The following is a 16,694-nucleotide window of genomic DNA, read 5'->3' on the forward strand; positions in this document are numbered from 1 at the left end:
CTTCCATGAAGTTACTTTAAGTAAGTCATGCTAGAGGTGTACATGAGGGGGCAAGAAAAGAATGACGGCAAACGATCAACGGACGGAAGCAGTGTACATTCACATTCCGTTTTGTACCAATAAATGTTTTTACTGCGACTTCAATTCCTATGTGTTGAAGGATCAGCCGGTGATGGATTATCTGCGCGCGCTGGATAAAGAGATGGAGCTAACCGTTCAGGCCAACTCGCCGGGACGAATCAAAAGCATTTTTGTAGGCGGCGGGACCCCTACGGTGCTGAAGCCAAATGAAATGGAATACTTCTTGCAAAGCGTGAAGCGCCATTTTCCGGAATGGTGGGATGACATTGAATTTTCGATGGAAGCGAATCCCGGCACCACGGATTTGGAGAAACTGTCCGTGATGCGCGAAGGCGGCGTGAACCGGATCAGCTTCGGGGTGCAGGCGTTCCAGAACAGCTTGTTGACCGGCATCGGCCGGATTCACGATACGGATGATGTGTATCGAAGTCTCGAGAATGCCAGAAGAGCAGGCTTTGAAAACATGTCCATCGATTTGATGTTCGGGCTCCCGAATCAAACCTTGGACATGCTTGCGGAAAGCGTGGATAAGGCGCTAGAGCTTGGACTTCCGCATTATTCAATCTACAGCTTAAAGGTTGAAGAAAATACGCTGTTCCATACGATGTACCAGCGAAACCAGCTGCCGCTTCCGGATGAGGAGGATGAGCTGAATATGTATCTTCTATTAATGGAGCGGATGCAGGCAGCCGGATATAAACAGTATGAGATCAGTAATTTTGCCAAACCCGGCTTTGAGAGCCGGCATAATATGACGTATTGGCGCAACGAGGATTATTATGGCTTGGGCGCGGGAGCGCACGGATACGTCGGTCGTCAGCGCCATGTGAACATCAAAGGCGTCAACCCATATAATGAAGCAGCGAATCAAGGACTTCCGCGATTGGAGAGCTTTGAGGTATCAAGGGAAGAAGCGATGGAGGATTTCCTCATGGTCGGGCTCCGCGTGCTGGATGGCGTTTCGCGCAGCCGGTTCCGGCAGCAATTCGGAACTTCCATGGAAGAAGTATTCGCCGGGCCGCTGAATAAAATGGTGAGTGCGGGACTTCTTGATTCTACGGAGGACGGATATAAACTGAGCAGTAAAGGCATTCTGTTCGGCAACGATGTGTTCGCTGAATTTATAGGCAGTTTGACGGCAAATTAATCTATTGAACTTATATGCGCTCTGTTGTATATTTATTCATAACATGACGGAGCGTGTAAAGGGGAGACGGACAACCATGTCGGCGGTATGCAGAAAGGCGAAGTTAGAAGATGTCGAGCCGCTGTATCAGATGATTCAGGGATATGCGGAACAGGGGATTATGCTGCCCCGGTCCAAAAAAGTGTTGGAGAAACAAATCGGGGAATTCGTTGTGGCCGAATCCGAAGGGAACGTGATCGGCTGCGGTTCCTTGTGTCAGCTGGGAAATGATTTGGTGGAGATTCGTTCACTCGGCATCTCTGATGGTTATAAAGGGCAAGGGATCGGCTCCATGCTCGTGGATTCCCTTCTAGAGGAAGCGAAACGCCGTGAGCTTCCGAAAGTGATGGCCTTGACGTATGAAGTATCCTTTTTCATCAAAAACGGTTTTGCCGTCGTGGAGAAGGAGATTTTTCCGGAGAAGGTGTGGACCGACTGCGTTCACTGCAAGAAGCAGCATGCTTGTGACGAAATAGCTGTTCTTAAAGTACTGAACTGACTTGACAATCCTCAGGTCGGTTTGGTATTTTTGTTATATCGGTTAGCACTCGATGACGATGAGTGCTAACGAAAGAGAAAATAAGCAGTCAGCAAGGAGGGGAGCGACATGTTAACAGATCGTCAACGCATGATTTTGAATGCCATTGTGGATGACTATATCCGTTCTGCCGAACCGGTTGGTTCAAGAAGCATTTCCAAACGCGGGGATGTCGGATACAGTCCGGCAACCATTCGAAACGAGATGGCTGATCTGGAGGAACTCGGATTTCTGGAGCAGCCTCATACATCAGCTGGACGAATTCCGTCACATAAAGGATATCGTTATTATGTTGATCATCTCACGTCGTCGTTTTCCTTGAACCCTGCGGAACTGCATATGATGAAATCCTTTTTTGCAGAAAAGCTGAACGTGATGGAGCAGATGATACAGCATACAGCGAGCATTCTGTCTCAGATGACTAATTACACTTCCATCCTGCTGGGACCGGAAGTTTTTCATACGTCTTTGCGTCATTTCCAGCTTCTTCCTCTCCATGAGGATCAAGCGGTAGCCATCATCGTCACCAGCACAGGGCAAGTCGAGAACAAAATTGTTTCGATTCCGCAGGGTGTGTCTGTTTCGGATCTGGAGCAAGTGGTAAATCTTCTGAACAAGAAGCTGGTCAATGTGCCTCTATATAAACTCAAGACCCGTTTGTATACGGAGATTGGCGAGGAAATGCAGCGGCATATTTCACATTATGAAGATCTCATGAGTATGCTGGATATCGCCCTTAACAATGAACCGGACCATCGCGGCATATATCTCAGCGGCACGACCCACATGCTGAATCAGCCGGAGTTCAAGGATGTTGATAAGGTAAGGGAAATCTTCGAGCTTCTGGAGCAGACACCCGCACTGTTGAAGCTCATGGCCCCCGCTCCCGGTGAGCATGGTGTCCAAGTGAAGATCGGTACGGAAAATACGCATGAGGCGATTTCCAATTGCAGTTTGATCACAGCGACTTATTCAATAGACGGAAAAGCGCTCGGTTCGATTGGTATTCTCGGTCCTACAAGAATGGAATATGCACGGGTGATCGGCATCTTGAATGTGTTATCCCATGACCTGACGAAGCTGCTGTCACACTGGTACAAGTAAAGGAGTGAGACAGATGAGCCAAGGACAACATAGCCAAGTGGACGGAGATGAACGTTATTCTACGCTATTGAACAACAGTAATGCCGTCCGGGCCGTCACGTCCGCTGTTGAAGGCACGCTTGGTCCCAAGGGGCTCGACGTGATGCTGGTGGGTCCCCGTGGCGAGGTGGTCATTACCAATGATGGGGTGACGATTCTGGATAAAATGGATGTCACCCACCCGGCAGCGCGCCTTCTCATTCAGGTGGCAAGAGCGCAGCAGGAGAAAATCGGCGACGGAACCACAACGGCTACCGTGCTTGCAGGCGCACTCGTGCAGGAAGGGGTCTCCCGCATAACCCGCGGGGTCCCTGCTTCCAAGGTGGTGGAGGGGCTGCGTCAGGGGATCGAGAAGTCGATGCAGCTCTTAACAAAGCGGGTTCGGCTGATTGACGGATTGGATGATCCGCTTCTGGAACGGACGGTGTACGTAGCTGGGCGTGAACGGAAGGACATCGTGGAGCTAATTATGCAAGCCGCGCGGAAAGCCGGAATCACCCGTCTTCAGGATCCTTCCTACTCGCTCGCAGACAGTATAATTGCTCTGGAGAATGCCGAGAATGAAGTGTTCGAGGGGGTTCTGCTCCGGCAGCGGCCGATCTTCGCCCGGGAGTCCAAGTCGTATGACGATGCAAAAGTGTTGGTGCTCTTTGATTCCCTGGAACCAGATGAGATCGATGAAGAGGCGCTCACAACCGAAGCCGGATTTGCCCAATATATGGACCTCCGAAAAGTGTTCGCTTCCGATTTAGAGAGATTGTCCGAACTGTCCGTAAAACTCATCCTGCTTGAAAAAGGCATCCATCCGGATGCAGAGCAGTTTTGCCTGGATCACGGCATGATGGTTGTGCCGCGCGTGTCACGTGCGGATCTTCGCCGGGTAAGCGACATGACGGGAGCTACTCCCATACGCCGGAAGGCGTTACATAAAGACTCGAAGGAGCTTGCAGCCCTTCTGGGTGATACCCCGCGTGTCGCTTACGATGAAGGCATTGAGAAAATCCGGCTGGCCTGCGGCAGCCAGGACCGGGAACGTATTGTGACGGTCATTGTTGGGGCAAGCACTTCGGAAGTCGTAGGCGAGGCGGCCAGAATTGCGGGAGATGCGGCCTCGGCACTGCAGGCTGCCGTTTCCGGTGGGGTACTTCCAGGCGGCGGGACAAGCGAACTCGCGGTGTCCTACGAATTGGAACGGATCCGGGAGGCTCAGAAAGGCATGGAAGCCTTCGGTATGGAAGCCGTTTCGGCCGCGCTGCGCAAGCCGATGTCGCAGATACTTCTCAATGCCGGTTACAATCCGCTCGAGAAGATGGAAGAAGTGCGTGCTGCGCAAATCCGTGCAGACTCTGATTGCATGGGCATTGATTGCGACAGCGGCCGGGTTGTTGATTACGAGGAGCTGGGCGTGCTGGATCCGGCTCCGGTTAAACTTCATGGCCTGCGAGCAGCCGGTGAAGTCGCTGCAGCCGTGCTGCGGATTCATCACGTCATCAAGATGAAAGAAATAGGCGAGTAACCCTTACGGGATAAATGAATCACTGACAGTCTGTTTTAGAATATGAAGGAGGTGAAGGCGTCTTGAATAATGAGCATAAGGATGCCGTTCAAGATACAGTTACAGAAGAAACGATGGAAGAAACTTTGGAGAACACGCCAAACTCGGGTGAGAGTGGGTCTGCGGAGGAAGCCGTAAATCCCGAACAGGAGATTCCTGTAACGGATTCGGCGGATGATGCAGGTTCAGCTGAGCTTGAGAAACTTCAGGCCGAGGTGCTGGAGCACCAGCAGCGTACCCTGCGAGTACAAGCGGATTTCGATAACTTCCGTCGTCGTACACAGAAGGAGAAAGAAGATCTGGGCAAATACGCTTCTTCCAAACTGATTACAGAGCTTCTGCCTGTCATCGATAACTTTGAGCGTGCGCTTCAGGCATCCGAGGAAAACCCGGAGTTTGAATCCTTCTCCAAGGGCGTTAATATGATCTTCCGCCAGTTGGAATCTGTTCTCGCTACCGAAGGTTTAACGGCGATGAAGAGCGTAGGCGAGCCGTTTAATCCGGAGTATCACCAAGCGATCATGCAGGTGGAGAGCGATGAATACGAGGAAGGCATCGTGGTTGAGGAAGTGCAGAAGGGGTATATGCTAAAAGACAAAGTATTGAGACCTGCGATGGTTAAAGTGAGCATGTAAGCGACTTTCGATAGTCGTTTATCATATAAAAATTGATGAAGATCATGCGAGGATTCGTGTGAATGAATAAGGAGGAAAATTTTACATGAGCAAAGTTATTGGTATCGACTTAGGAACAACCAACTCCTGCGTAGCCGTAATGGAGGGTGGGGAAGCAGTAGTTATCCCGAATCCGGAGGGCGCCCGTACGACCCCATCCGTTGTCGGATTTAAGAAAGACGGCGAGCGTGTCGTTGGGGATACAGCAAAACGTCAAGCGATCACAAACCCGGATCGTACCATTATCTCCATCAAGCGTCATATGGGTACGAATCATAAAGAATCCATCGACGGCAAAGATTATACGCCGCAAGAAATCTCCGCCATCATTCTGCAAAAGCTGAAATCCGATGCGGAAGCTTACCTGGGCCAACCTGTAACCCAGGCGGTTATTACGGTTCCTGCATACTTTAATGACAGCCAGCGTCAAGCGACCAAGGATGCCGGTAAAATCGCGGGTCTTGAGGTTCTGCGTATCGTAAACGAGCCGACAGCAGCAGCTTTGGCATACGGTATGGAGAAATCCGAAGACCAGACCATTCTGGTATATGACCTGGGCGGCGGTACATTCGACGTTTCCATTCTGGAACTCGGCGATGGCTTCTTCGAAGTAAAAGCAACCAGCGGTGACAACAAACTCGGCGGTGACGATTTTGACCAGGTCATCATTGACTATATGGTAGCCGAATTCAAAAAAGAGCAAGGCATTGATTTGAGCAAAGACAAAGCAGCGGTTCAACGTCTGAAAGATGCTGCGGAAAAAGCGAAAAAGGAATTGTCCGGCGTACTGACTACCACGATTTCTTTGCCGTTCATCACCGTTGCTGACGGCGTGCCTCAGCATCTTGAGCTCAACCTGACTCGTGCTAAATTCGAAGAATTGTCTGCTTCTCTTGTAGAGCGTACGCTTGGACCGACTCGTCAAGCGCTTAGCGATGCAGGTTTGACAGCTAACGATATTCATAAAATCGTTCTTGTCGGTGGTTCCACTCGTATTCCTGCCGTACAGGAAGCGATTAAGAAATTGACAGGTAAAGAGCCTCATAAAGGCGTAAATCCTGACGAAGTGGTTGCGCTTGGTGCAGCTGTTCAAGCCGGCGTATTGACAGGTGACGTTAAAGACGTCGTATTGCTCGACGTAACTCCGTTGTCCCTCGGTATCGAGACAGCAGGCGGGGTATTCACCAAAATGATCGACCGTAACACCACGATTCCAACAAGCAAATCCCAAGTATTCTCCACGTATGCCGATAACCAGCCGAGCGTTGAAATTCACGTGCTGCAAGGTGAGCGCGAAATGGCTGCCGGCAACAAAACGCTGGGACGCTTCATGCTTGGAGATATTCCTCCAGCACCACGTGGCGTACCGCAAATCGAAGTTACCTTCGATATCGATGCGAACGGGATCGTAAACGTTTCGGCGACAGATAAAGGTACAGGCAAGAGCCAGAAGATCACAATCACGTCCTCCAGCGGCTTGAGCGACGCTGAAGTTGAACAAATGATGAAGGACGCCGAGCTTCATGCCGAAGAAGACCGTAAACGCAAAGAGCTGGTAGAGGCTCGCAACAATGCGGACCAACTCGTATACACAACCGAGAAAACACTCAAGGATCTGGGCGACAAAGTTGATGCTTCCGAAGTGGAAAAAGCGAATGAAGCAAAAGACAAAGTGAAGAAGGCCCTTGAATCCGATAACCTCGAAGAGATTAACGCTTCGGTAGAGGAGCTGACTCAAATCGTACAGCAGCTGTCCGTGAAGCTGTATGAGCAAGCAGCACAAGAGCAGCAGGGTGCTGAAGGTGCCGACTCCGGTGCGGCTAATAAAGACAATGTCGTAGATGCAGATTACGAGGTTGTTGACGAAGATAAAAACAAAGGTTAATCTGAATAGATTGTATGGGAAGGTCAAAGCTGCGCATCTTCGCACTTTGGCTTTCCTTATGTAAAAGAGTAATAAAGAGATTGGGGTGAAACCGTGGCTGATAAGCGTGATTATTATGAGGTGCTCGGTGTCGGCAAGGATGCATCGGAAGATGAGATCAAGAAGGCGTACCGTAAAATGGCTCGCCAATATCATCCGGACGTGAACAAAGCGGCTGACGCGGAAGCCAAATTCAAGGAAGTGAAAGAGGCTTACGACGTATTGAGCGATGGTCAGAAACGTTCGACTTATGACCAGTACGGACATATCGATCCGAACCAAGGCATGGGCGGAGGCGGTTTCTCCGGTGATTTCGGCGGTTTTGGAGATATATTTGATATGTTCTTTGGCGGTAATGGACGCCGTGATCCGAATGCGCCTCAGCGGGGGAACGATCTGCAATACACGATGACAGTTGAATTTAAGGAAGCGGTATTCGGTAAGGAAACGGATATTACCATTCCGAGAACGGAGACATGTGATACCTGTCACGGTTCCGGGGCGAAGCCGGGCACGCAGCCGCACACATGTTCGGTATGTAACGGCAGCGGGCAGCAAGAAGTCGTGCAGAATACGCCGTTTGGACGGATGGTAAACCGTCGCGCTTGTTCGAACTGTAACGGAACAGGGAAGATCATCAAAGACCGCTGCTCGACCTGTAACGGCAACGGTAAAGTGAAGAAGCAGCGCAAGATTCATGTTCGCGTGCCTGCGGGTGTGGACGACGGAGCTCAACTTCGTATGACAGGTGAAGGCGAAGGCGGCTTCCGCGGCGGCCCGGCCGGTGACTTGTATATCGTAATCCGAGTGAAGCCGCATGACTTCTTCGAACGCGAAGGGGACGACATTTATTGCGAAGTGCCGCTTACCTTTGCTCAGGCTGCGCTTGGCGACGAGATTGAAATCCCGACGTTGACGGAGAGAGTGAAGCTGAAGATCCCGGCCGGCACGCAGACGGGTACCTTCTTCCGCCTGAAAGGCAAAGGAGTGCCTCGACTCCGCGGCATGGGACAGGGTGACCAGCACGTCAAGGTTGTGGTCGTTACGCCAAGCAAGCTGAGTGATGAACAGAAAGAGCTGCTTCGACAGTTTGCTTCACTTGATGGCGAACAGACCCATGAACAGGAACAGTCTTTTTTTGACCGTGTAAAAAAAGCATTCCGCGGTGACTAATACAAACTTATGGGGCTAAACTCCCCTCATAGCATAAAGAACAGCAGCAGGCTAAAGGTGATCAACCTTTGGCCTGCTGCTTTTTTTGTTTCTGGGAGCTGCTGGAGTGTCTGCCAGCTTAAACAGGCCCGTTTCTCAAGAATAAAACACTTAATGATGAAGCAACCTAGGGAAGCTCCATCTTTGGAAGATGCAATCTTGAATAGGAAATGCAGGTGAAATGAAGTGGCAGAGAAAAATATTTTGGCGTATTTCAAAAGTCCGGAAGAAGCCCAGCATGCAGCCCGTAAATTGCAGTCGCTGCGCGTTGCCGATATGTCCATCGACCGGTTTAGCGCGGATCCCGGCGGGGAGCTTAACAATCCGATGAATCCGTTGACAGGCAATATTACAAGCTTAACAACGCTGACCTTAAATGCGGATATTTCGGGGCCGGGGGCCGGAATCCTGGGGGCGGCGGATCCATCAGCCAGCGGGATGAGTAGCGGCGGACAGGACGGAACCGAGGGCCGGGATATTTTGCTGACGGTGGTATTGGACGAAGGCGTATTCCCGCAAGCTATGCGGTTAATCGAAGAATCCGGCGGCATGATTTGAGGTTATAGGCACAGCTCTGATCGTTTATACGGAAAGGAGAATAGCACCCATGATGAGACGCGTAAAAAAAGGGAAAATCTCGAGCAAAACCGAAAAGATGATTGCGCTTCAATCCGCTAAGGCGGAGGATGTCGAGTTTTCGGCTATGGAAGCCGACCACGATGATGTGGAGGCGCTGCGCAGAAGCGAGGCAGCGGATGAACGCCAATTGAAGAAAATTCTCGATGAAACCAGTAAAAATGTAGATTGATCATTATGATTATCAAGTGATGAAGGAGTCCTCTTACCTTTCTTGTTACGGAGGTGGTAAGCAGGGCTTTTTTTGAAGACATAAGAAAGTATAAACTTTGGAGGCTTATCGTTCTTATTTCGCAACAAAAATTTCTGCCATATGTGGTCAGTCATCTGGAGAGAGTACGTTGATAACGTTTTTCGTATTCGATCGACTTGTAAGAAAAGTCATCATGGTATTTTAGTACAAACTTTGTATCCGGGGTCCTCTATATAGTACAATAATATTTATGTATGAATGAGGAGGAACAGTAGCACATGTTATGGCATGAATTAACGATACATACCACGGAGGAAGCCGTGGAGATGATTACGAATTTCCTGCATGAAGCGGGAGCCGGAGGCGTTTCGATTGAAGAATCCGGTACGACGAACAAGAAGCGGGACACATCCCTTGGACAGTGGTTTGATGAGATCGTTCCTTTTAATGATATTCCTGAAGGTCAAGCCGTTATTAAAGGTTATTTTGATGAGACGGTCACCTTAGAAGCGATCCGTGATGAGATAGCGCCACGCGTGAATGAACTGAAGGAATTTGGGATTGATACAGGCGAAGTCAGGTATGAGATGAAGACGGTTGATGAGAATGAATGGGCAACGGCCTGGAAGCAGTATTTCAAACCGATCCGCGTGTCCGAGCGGTTAACGATCAAGCCGACATGGGAAGAGTACACGCCGGAATCCGATCAAGAATCGATTATTGAGCTGGACCCGGGCATGGCATTCGGCACAGGAACGCATCCGACAACTTCTTTATGCTTGCGCACACTGGAGATGGTGATCAAGGGCGGAGAGGAAGTCATAGATGTTGGGACAGGCTCAGGTATTCTTTCCATCGGCGCAGCGCATCTGGGAGCTTCACGGATACTGGCTCTCGATCTGGATCCGGTTGCTGTATCCAGTGCAATAGAGAATACCCGTCTTAACGGCTTGGAAGATCGGATTACGGTGAAGGAAAGCGATCTGCTCTCGGTACTCACCCATTCGTCCGATCAATCGGATCTGGGCGTGACGCTGCCGGTACAAGTTGTAGTGGCTAACATTTTGGCTGAGGTCATCCTGTTGTTTGTCGACGATGTATACCAGGCTCTCAAGCCGGGAGGCGCTTATATCGCCTCGGGCATTTACAAGAACAAAGAAGAGATCGTGGAGAAGGCGCTGATTGCCTCCGGTTTCGAAATTGCCGACATCTGCCGCGAGGATGATTGGGTTGCCTTCGTGGCGAGGAAGAACTGATTATGGATTTTTTGGATCGACTGTTATTCTATCCGCTGGAACAACTTCCATTTTATTTGATTGCTTTAATCATTGCCTTTACCGTGCATGAGTTCTCGCATGCCTATTTTGCGAATAAATTCGGAGACCCAACGGCCAAGCTGCTGGGAAGGGTCACGCTGAATCCGGCGGTGCATTTTGATTTTCTGGGGATTATTCTCTTGCTGATAGCGGGTTTCGGCTGGGCACGGCCGGTACCGATCAATCGCGAGAACTTTAGCAACCCCCGCCGAATGAGTATCATTGTGGCGGCGGTTGGTCCGCTGAGTAATCTTATGTTAGGTATACTTGGAACGCTGATCTATGCGGGACTCTATCAGTTCGGTGTGATCGAGCCGATTGGCGTCACCAAAACAGATCAAGCGATACATTTGTTTTTCAATACCTTCATACTTCTCAATTTCTTTCTGTTCCTCTTTAATCTGATTCCGTTACCACCGCTTGACGGCTACCGGATTCTTGAGAATGTGCTTCCTCCGCGCGTCAGTGCGTGGATTCAGAAGTTCGAGCAGTGGTCGATACTTATTTTTCTGTTGATCATATTGCTGCCAACCTTTCAGAGATATACGATTAAGCCATTATATGATGCAGCACATGCATTATCCATCGACTTTTTGAATCTGTTCATTAAGATGTTCGGGGGATAATGGCGCGGATTTCTCTGGTCAGTTTGCACGAAAAGTTGTATGATGGGGTTTGGCGATTTTGGAGTTAGGTGAGGATAAAGATGCAGCGATATTTTGTCACTCCCGCACAATTCGAGGGAGACCGTGTTGAGATTACGGGCGATGACGCCCGTCATATTACCAAGGTCATGCGAGGCAGACTTGGTGATAAATTGATTGTAAGCGATGGGGAATCCCGCGAAGCCATGGTGGAGATTGAGAGCATCGAAGCGGCCAGTGTCATCGCCGTTGTGATCGAACCCATGGAGATGACGCAGGAACCGCGTCTGCAAGTGAGCATCGCTCAGAGTTTGCCGAAAGGCGATAAGATGGAGACCGTCATCCAAAAGTGCACCGAGATTGGCGCGGTGTCCTTTGTGCCCTTCCTATCGGACAGAACGATTGTTCAGTACGATGCCAAGAAGGAAGGAAAACGGCTGGAACGCTGGCGCAAGATTGCGAAGGAGGCGGCTGAACAGGCGCATCGTAACCGGATACCGTCTGTTGAACAGCCTCTGTCGTGGAAAAATCTGCTTGCAGCATTTTCCGGCTACGATGCCGTATATTTTTGTTATGAAAAAGAGCATGGCTCCCAGCTGAGGGACGTGCTGAAGCCTTTTGTAGAGCAGGCGCTGCCGAATTCGGCCGAGAAGGCCAGCTTGCTGCTGGTCGTTGGACCCGAGGGCGGTTTTACGGAAGAGGAATGCCAAGCGGCTGAAGATGCAGGAGCCGTATCCGTTGGGCTTGGAAAGAGGATCCTTCGCTGCGAGACTGCCGGCATGACGGCGCTTGCCTGCACACTATATGAATCTGGAGAAATGGGGGGCGTTTGAACATGCCATCCGTAGCGTTTTATACGTTGGGTTGCAAAGTCAATTTTTACGATACCGAGGCCATCTGGCAATACTTCAAAAATGAAGGCTACGACCAGGTGGACTTCGAACAAACCGCAGATGTTTATTTGATTAACACCTGTCACGTTACCAATACAGGGGACAAGAAGAGCCGTCAGATGATCAGACGTGCGGTTCGCCGCAATCCCGAGGCCATCGTGGCTGTAACGGGCTGTTACGCTCAAACCTCGCCTGCAGAAATTCTGGATATCCCGGGTGTGGATCTTGTGATCGGGAACCAGGATCGCGATAAAATCATGGATTTCATCCATGATATTGAAAAGACGCGTCAGCCGATTAATGCAGTTCGCAATATTATGAAGACTCGGGTATTTGAGGAAATGGATGTTCCGGATTTTGCGGAACGTACTCGCGCATTTCTAAAAATCCAGGACGGATGCAACAACTTCTGTACGTTCTGCATTATCCCTTGGTCCCGCGGTTTGTCACGCAGCCGTGATCCGAAGAGCATCATCAAGCAGGCGCATCAGCTGGTTGGAGCGGGTTATAAGGAAATCGTGCTGACCGGTATTCACACAGGCGGATACGGAGATGATCTTGAAGATTACAGATTGTCCGATTTGCTGTGGGATCTTGACCGGGTAGACGGTTTGGAACGGATCCGCATCAGCTCCATCGAAGCAAGCCAGATCGATGAGAAGATGCTGGATGTGTTGAATCGCTCCAGTAAAATGTGCCGCCATCTTCATATACCGCTGCAAGCGGGGGATGATACGGTACTGAAACGGATGCGCCGTAAATATACAACCGAAGAGTTCTATAACAAGATGGGCTTGATTCGTCAAGCCATGCCCGATGTGGGCATTACGACGGACGTTATCGTTGGCTTCCCTGGCGAAACCGATGAGATGTTCCGTAACGGCTATGACTTGATGAAGGCAATTCAGTTCTCCGAGATGCATGTATTCCCGTATTCGAAGCGTACCGGTACGCCGGCAGCTCGGATGGAGGATCAGGTGGACGAGGAAGTGAAGAATGCACGTGTGCATGATTTGATTGACTTGTCGGAGCAGCTGCAGCTTTCTTATGCTGAACGTTTTGTGGGTCAGATTCTGGAAGTGATACCGGAGCGCGAGTACAAGGGTGCTCCTAATGGCGGAAAGATGCAGGGTTATAGCGATAATTATCTGCAGCTTGTTTTCAACGGATCGCCTGATCTCGAAGGCAAACTGTGCCGCGTAAAAGTAACCAAAGCTGGTGTAAATGAATGCGAGGGCGAACTCCTCAGCGTCATAGATCATGGACTAAAGGCAGCTGCCCAGTAATTCCAATAGCGGCCATACCAGACAAGGATTTCATTTCCTGGCTACCGGAAGTGGAATCCTTGTTGTACATGAAGGAGGAATAGGACATGACATATACACAGATTTCCGCAGGCGGCGTGGTATACCGTCATCATGAAGGGGCGCTTCAGATCCAGCTTATTTTGGACCGTTATGGAAAAACCTCGCTTCCCAAGGGCAAGATGGAAGCCGGTGAAACCGTCGAGCAGACTGCACTTCGAGAAATTTGCGAGGAGACAGGTATAGTCGGATCCATCACCTCTCCAGTGGACATTATTGCATATAAATACCATCATCCCGAATTCGGCCAGGTGGACAAGGAAGTCCATTACTATCTGGTTAAAGCAGAAAAAGGTAGCTTAAAACCCCAAATCGAGGAAATCAACGGCGTGGACTGGTTTGAGCCTTTGGCCGCATGGAGGAAGCAGCGCAGCAACGGATATAACAACAATGATATCATCCTGCGTAAAGCGCTAATGCTGCTTGAGGTTAGCATTCCTGCGGATGAAGATATGAAACTTTAGGTCTTTGCCCGCTTGTTCCAGAAGGGCAGATAGCATAGTGGAAGCGCAATAAGCGAGCATACGATATTAAATAAGGTTTGCGCATGGGCGATTTGTCCGGCAGGATCCGCCGCTAACCATCCGGATACGGTGGTTAAGCCTGATATGAACGGAGTAAAGAGCAGAACACCGCCGATATTCAGCCCCATATGGGACCAGGCCACGAATCGCCCTGCTCGGGTACTGCCAATCGCTGCTATAAGTGCTGTTGCGCAGGTGCCGACATTGGAGCCCAGAACGATGGCAACGCCGATCTCCGGAGGCAGCGCACCGCTGGCTGCAAGCCCCATAGCCATAGCGATGACAGCTGCGCTGCTGTGCATCAGAGCAGTCAATATCGTTCCGGCTGCTATACCCCAGAGGACGCTCCGCGAAGCGTGGTCCAGGAACCACTGGAATAAATCGAGGCTTTGCAGAGTCGGACCAATAGACTGCATGAATTGTATAGCAAGCAGCACCAGTGAGAATCCGGCCACAGCGAGGCATAAAAACTGACTGCGGATCAAATTGTTTTTTACCTTGTCGTAGCTCGGAGGCACGCGCTCGCTGACGATTACGGCCCCGACCCATAGCATGAGCGAGAGGACAAGCAGAGGCATGGCGGCTTGTCCAATCTGCAGGCTGATGAGCTCGGTGGTTACCGTTGTGCCGATGTTCGTGCCGAGAATAATGCCCAAAGTACCGGCGAGGCTCAACAATCCGGCATTGGCGAAACCTATTGCCAGCACGGTAACGGCGGTACTGCTTTGCAGCAGGGCCGTGACCGCTGTGCTGGCGATCATGCCTTTCAGGGGCGTGGATGTCGCTTTATGGAGCCACTTATGCAACAGCGGACCGGCCCAGCGTTGGAGCGCAACCTCCATGACCTTCATGCCGAACAGGAACAGGACAAGACCATAACAGATGGGAAACCAGAGTGAGGATAGCATGATGTTCTCCTTTTAGAGGTTGTTCAAAAAGCTCTCTTTTGATAAGAAAACCAATCGAGGCCAATCAAGGATGAGCGACCGCGATTAGGTTTTCTTGCGATATAGAATTTCATCAGCTCTGCTGATAACGAATAAATTCTATATCTAACACGAAGTGAATCAGGAAAGTCACTCAGCATCGAATCGATAGACTTTTATCTTAATTACGTATATGACCCTTGGTGGACATGCATGCCTATTGAAATGGCCAGGGGATAACTTAAGGAGTGAAATAACGTGCCATCGGTAATTTTGGAGCGCAGTCGAAAAAAGAGACTGGAGCAGGGGCATCCCTGGGTTTATAAAAGCGAGATTGCCTCTGTCGAGGGTGAACCCAAGCCGGGTGATATCGTATCGGTATTAAACCATCAAGGCCGTTTTCTCGCTTCCGGTTATTACAACCCGCAATCTCAAATCACCGTACGCACCGTTTCGTATGAGCCGGTTGAGACGATGGACAAGACCTTTTTTGCCGCCAGGTTTCAGGAATGCCTGAAACACAGGGAACGGTTTATCGGAGATGAGAACGCCTACCGGCTGGTATATGGCGAGGCGGATTTTCTGCCAGGGCTGATTGTGGACCGGTTTGATGACGTACTGGTCATCCAGCTGCTGACGCTGGGCATGGATCGCTGCCGTGAGGATATCGTGAACGCGCTTGTCGAGGTGGTCCAGCCAAAAGGAATCTATGAACGAAGCGATGTATCCATCCGGGAATTGGAAGGTCTGGAACAGCGCACGGGTATTCTCTACGGGAAGTGTCCTCGCCACGTGACGGTGACGGAGAACGGCTTGAAGATCAAAGTGGATATTGAAGAAGGTCAGAAGACGGGATATTTCTTTGATCAGCGCGAGAACCGGGCATCCATAAAACCGTTAATGAAGGGTTGGGGAGACCGCAGCGGGATCGCGCTTCAGACTGTGGAACGGGACGGTGAGATGAAGTCCTTGCCGGTGAACAAAAGCGGAAAAGAAGTCACGTTTCCCTATTGGGACGGTGCTACGGTGCTGGAGTGCTTTTCGCATACGGGCAGTTTCACGCTGCACGCATGCCTTTATGGGGCCAAGAAAGTAACCTGTCTTGACATATCGGAGCATGCTATCGAAAGCGCCAAAGAGAATGTGGAATTGAACGGATTCCAGGATCGCGTGGAGTTTGTAGTGGACGATGCTTTCCAATATTTGCGCAACCAGGTAAAAGGCTTGGAAGAACGTGAGCAGCGTGCGCAAGGGGATCAGAAAGTGGATACCTCCAAACCGCTGACCGCGGGAGGTGGACGTTCCTGGGATGTGGTCATTCTGGACCCGCCGGCGTTTGCCAAAACCAGGTCTGCTGTCAAGGGAGCTTGCCGGGGATATAAGGACATCAACCTTCATGGAATGAAACTGGTGAATGAGGGCGGTTATTTGGTTACGGCAAGCTGCTCGTACCATATGCGGCCGGATTTGTTCCTGGAGACGATTCAGGATGCTGCAAAAGATGCCGGCAAAATTCTAAGACTCGTGGAATGGCGTGCGGCTGGCAAGGATCACCCGCAAATTCTCGGGGTCGATGAGGGGCATTATTTGAAATTTGCCGTGTTTGAAGTGCGCAGCAAATCAAAGCTGTAAACTGCCACAGCTATAGCGGTTGATGCGAAGGATTTTGCCATGGTGGGTAAACCACGATGGCAGGATCCTTTTTTGTATGTCCGCAATATTTTGGAATGGGAATGAAATCCAAACGTATGTTCCATCAAACGATACTTATGCTATACTAGTAATCAACATCTTTTTTGATAGACAACGAACCAAAACGTGGATTTCATATGAATTTTGATACATTTGACTTATAGATTCAAGGGCATGATTTCACCGGAAGTGC

16 protein-coding genes are annotated in these 16,694 nt (G+C 50.2%); 15 read left to right on the forward strand and 1 reads right to left on the reverse strand.

From position 1 onward, the window contains the following. Positions 1-61: 61 nt before the first annotated feature. The 14 genes from hemW to NYE54_RS10240 all read left to right on the forward strand — a co-directional run bounded on the left by hemW (position 62) and on the right by NYE54_RS10240 (position 13,823). Positions 62-1,228, forward strand: coding sequence for a radical SAM family heme chaperone HemW (hemW, locus tag NYE54_RS10175; protein ID WP_339271909.1), 1,167 nt, complete (start codon positions 62-64; stop codon positions 1,226-1,228). Between the two features lie 76 nt (positions 1,229-1,304). Then, a complete protein-coding gene (locus NYE54_RS10180) occupies positions 1,305-1,766 on the forward strand; it encodes an N-acetyltransferase (RefSeq protein ID WP_076320568.1) in 462 nt (153 codons plus the stop codon). 108 nt (positions 1,767-1,874) lie between these two features. Then, positions 1,875-2,909 (forward strand): heat-inducible transcriptional repressor HrcA, encoded by a 1,035-nt coding sequence (hrcA, locus tag NYE54_RS10185; protein ID WP_076320569.1) that lies wholly within the window; start codon positions 1,875-1,877, stop codon positions 2,907-2,909. A gap of 13 nt (positions 2,910-2,922) precedes the next feature. Further along, complete coding sequence (locus NYE54_RS10190) at positions 2,923-4,464, forward strand: TCP-1/cpn60 chaperonin family protein (RefSeq protein WP_076320570.1); 1,542 nt, start codon at positions 2,923-2,925, stop codon at positions 4,462-4,464. 62 nt (positions 4,465-4,526) lie between these two features. Next, positions 4,527-5,138 carry a nucleotide exchange factor GrpE gene (gene grpE / locus NYE54_RS10195; RefSeq protein ID WP_076320571.1) on the forward strand — a complete coding sequence of 204 codons (612 nt, stop codon included), beginning with the start codon at positions 4,527-4,529 and terminating at the stop codon, positions 5,136-5,138. Positions 5,139-5,223: 85 nt separating this feature from the next. Beyond that, positions 5,224-7,062 (forward strand): molecular chaperone DnaK, encoded by a 1,839-nt coding sequence (gene dnaK, locus NYE54_RS10200; RefSeq protein WP_076320572.1) that lies wholly within the window; start codon positions 5,224-5,226, stop codon positions 7,060-7,062. Between the two features lie 93 nt (positions 7,063-7,155). Further along, on the forward strand, positions 7,156-8,274 hold the full coding sequence (dnaJ, locus tag NYE54_RS10205; protein ID WP_076320573.1) for a molecular chaperone DnaJ: 1,119 nt from the start codon (positions 7,156-7,158) through the stop codon (positions 8,272-8,274). A gap of 225 nt (positions 8,275-8,499) precedes the next feature. After that, positions 8,500-8,871 (forward strand): hypothetical protein, encoded by a 372-nt coding sequence (locus tag NYE54_RS10210; RefSeq protein ID WP_098742701.1) that lies wholly within the window; start codon positions 8,500-8,502, stop codon positions 8,869-8,871. 49 nt (positions 8,872-8,920) lie between these two features. Further along, positions 8,921-9,121, forward strand: a complete 201-nt coding sequence (locus NYE54_RS10215) for a YfhD family protein (RefSeq protein ID WP_009590798.1) — start codon at positions 8,921-8,923, stop codon at positions 9,119-9,121. Positions 9,122-9,420: 299 nt separating this feature from the next. Further along, positions 9,421-10,398, forward strand: a complete 978-nt coding sequence (prmA, locus tag NYE54_RS10220) for a 50S ribosomal protein L11 methyltransferase (protein ID WP_076320575.1) — start codon at positions 9,421-9,423, stop codon at positions 10,396-10,398. A 2-nt stretch (positions 10,399-10,400) separates the two neighbouring features. Then, complete coding sequence (locus NYE54_RS10225) at positions 10,401-11,084, forward strand: site-2 protease family protein (RefSeq protein WP_339271910.1); 684 nt, start codon at positions 10,401-10,403, stop codon at positions 11,082-11,084. Between the two features lie 80 nt (positions 11,085-11,164). Then, positions 11,165-11,935 (forward strand): 16S rRNA (uracil(1498)-N(3))-methyltransferase, encoded by a 771-nt coding sequence (locus tag NYE54_RS10230; RefSeq protein ID WP_076320577.1) that lies wholly within the window; start codon positions 11,165-11,167, stop codon positions 11,933-11,935. 2 nt (positions 11,936-11,937) lie between these two features. After that, entirely contained in the window at positions 11,938-13,281 is a 1,344-nt protein-coding gene (gene mtaB / locus NYE54_RS10235) for a tRNA (N(6)-L-threonylcarbamoyladenosine(37)-C(2))-methylthiotransferase MtaB (RefSeq protein WP_076320578.1), read from the forward strand. 86 nt (positions 13,282-13,367) lie between these two features. Further along, complete coding sequence (locus tag NYE54_RS10240) at positions 13,368-13,823, forward strand: NUDIX domain-containing protein (RefSeq protein WP_076320579.1); 456 nt, start codon at positions 13,368-13,370, stop codon at positions 13,821-13,823. Here the strand turns inward: NYE54_RS10240 and NYE54_RS10245 are convergent. Next, positions 13,820-14,791: a Na/Pi symporter gene (locus tag NYE54_RS10245; protein ID WP_339271911.1), complete on the reverse strand. Its 972-nt coding sequence runs from the start codon at positions 14,789-14,791 to the stop codon at positions 13,820-13,822. The genes NYE54_RS10240 and NYE54_RS10245 overlap by 4 nt on opposite strands. A 276-nt stretch (positions 14,792-15,067) precedes the next feature. On the opposite strand from NYE54_RS10245, the gene NYE54_RS10250 reads away from it, so the two are divergent. After that, the gene (locus tag NYE54_RS10250) at positions 15,068-16,441 is read left to right on the forward strand and encodes a class I SAM-dependent rRNA methyltransferase (RefSeq protein WP_339271912.1); all 1,374 of its coding nucleotides are present in this window, start codon (positions 15,068-15,070) and stop codon (positions 16,439-16,441) included. The last annotated feature ends 253 nt before the right edge of the window (positions 16,442-16,694 follow it).

Origin of the sequence: Paenibacillus sp. FSL K6-1330 (assembly GCF_037976825.1) — a bacterium.
GTDB lineage: Bacteria > Bacillota > Bacilli > Paenibacillales > Paenibacillaceae > Paenibacillus_AQ.

Excerpts from the sequence above, each read along its gene's own strand:
- hemW (WP_339271909.1), top strand. The coding sequence starts at position 62 with ATGACGGCAAACGATCAACGGACGGAAGCAGTGTACATTCACATTCCG.
- NYE54_RS10180 (WP_076320568.1), top strand. The coding sequence starts at position 1,305 with ATGTCGGCGGTATGCAGAAAGGCGAAGTTAGAAGATGTCGAGCCGCTG.
- hrcA (WP_076320569.1), top strand. The coding sequence starts at position 1,875 with ATGTTAACAGATCGTCAACGCATGATTTTGAATGCCATTGTGGATGAC.
- NYE54_RS10190 (WP_076320570.1), top strand. The coding sequence starts at position 2,923 with ATGAGCCAAGGACAACATAGCCAAGTGGACGGAGATGAACGTTATTCT.
- dnaK (WP_076320572.1), top strand. The coding sequence starts at position 5,224 with ATGAGCAAAGTTATTGGTATCGACTTAGGAACAACCAACTCCTGCGTA.
- NYE54_RS10215 (WP_009590798.1), top strand. The coding sequence starts at position 8,921 with ATGATGAGACGCGTAAAAAAAGGGAAAATCTCGAGCAAAACCGAAAAG.
- prmA (WP_076320575.1), top strand. The coding sequence starts at position 9,421 with ATGTTATGGCATGAATTAACGATACATACCACGGAGGAAGCCGTGGAG.
- NYE54_RS10225 (WP_339271910.1), top strand. The coding sequence starts at position 10,401 with ATGGATTTTTTGGATCGACTGTTATTCTATCCGCTGGAACAACTTCCA.
- NYE54_RS10230 (WP_076320577.1), top strand. The coding sequence starts at position 11,165 with ATGCAGCGATATTTTGTCACTCCCGCACAATTCGAGGGAGACCGTGTT.
- mtaB (WP_076320578.1), top strand. The coding sequence starts at position 11,938 with ATGCCATCCGTAGCGTTTTATACGTTGGGTTGCAAAGTCAATTTTTAC.
- NYE54_RS10240 (WP_076320579.1), top strand. The coding sequence starts at position 13,368 with ATGACATATACACAGATTTCCGCAGGCGGCGTGGTATACCGTCATCAT.
- NYE54_RS10245 (WP_339271911.1), bottom strand. The coding sequence starts at position 14,791 with ATGCTATCCTCACTCTGGTTTCCCATCTGTTATGGTCTTGTCCTGTTC.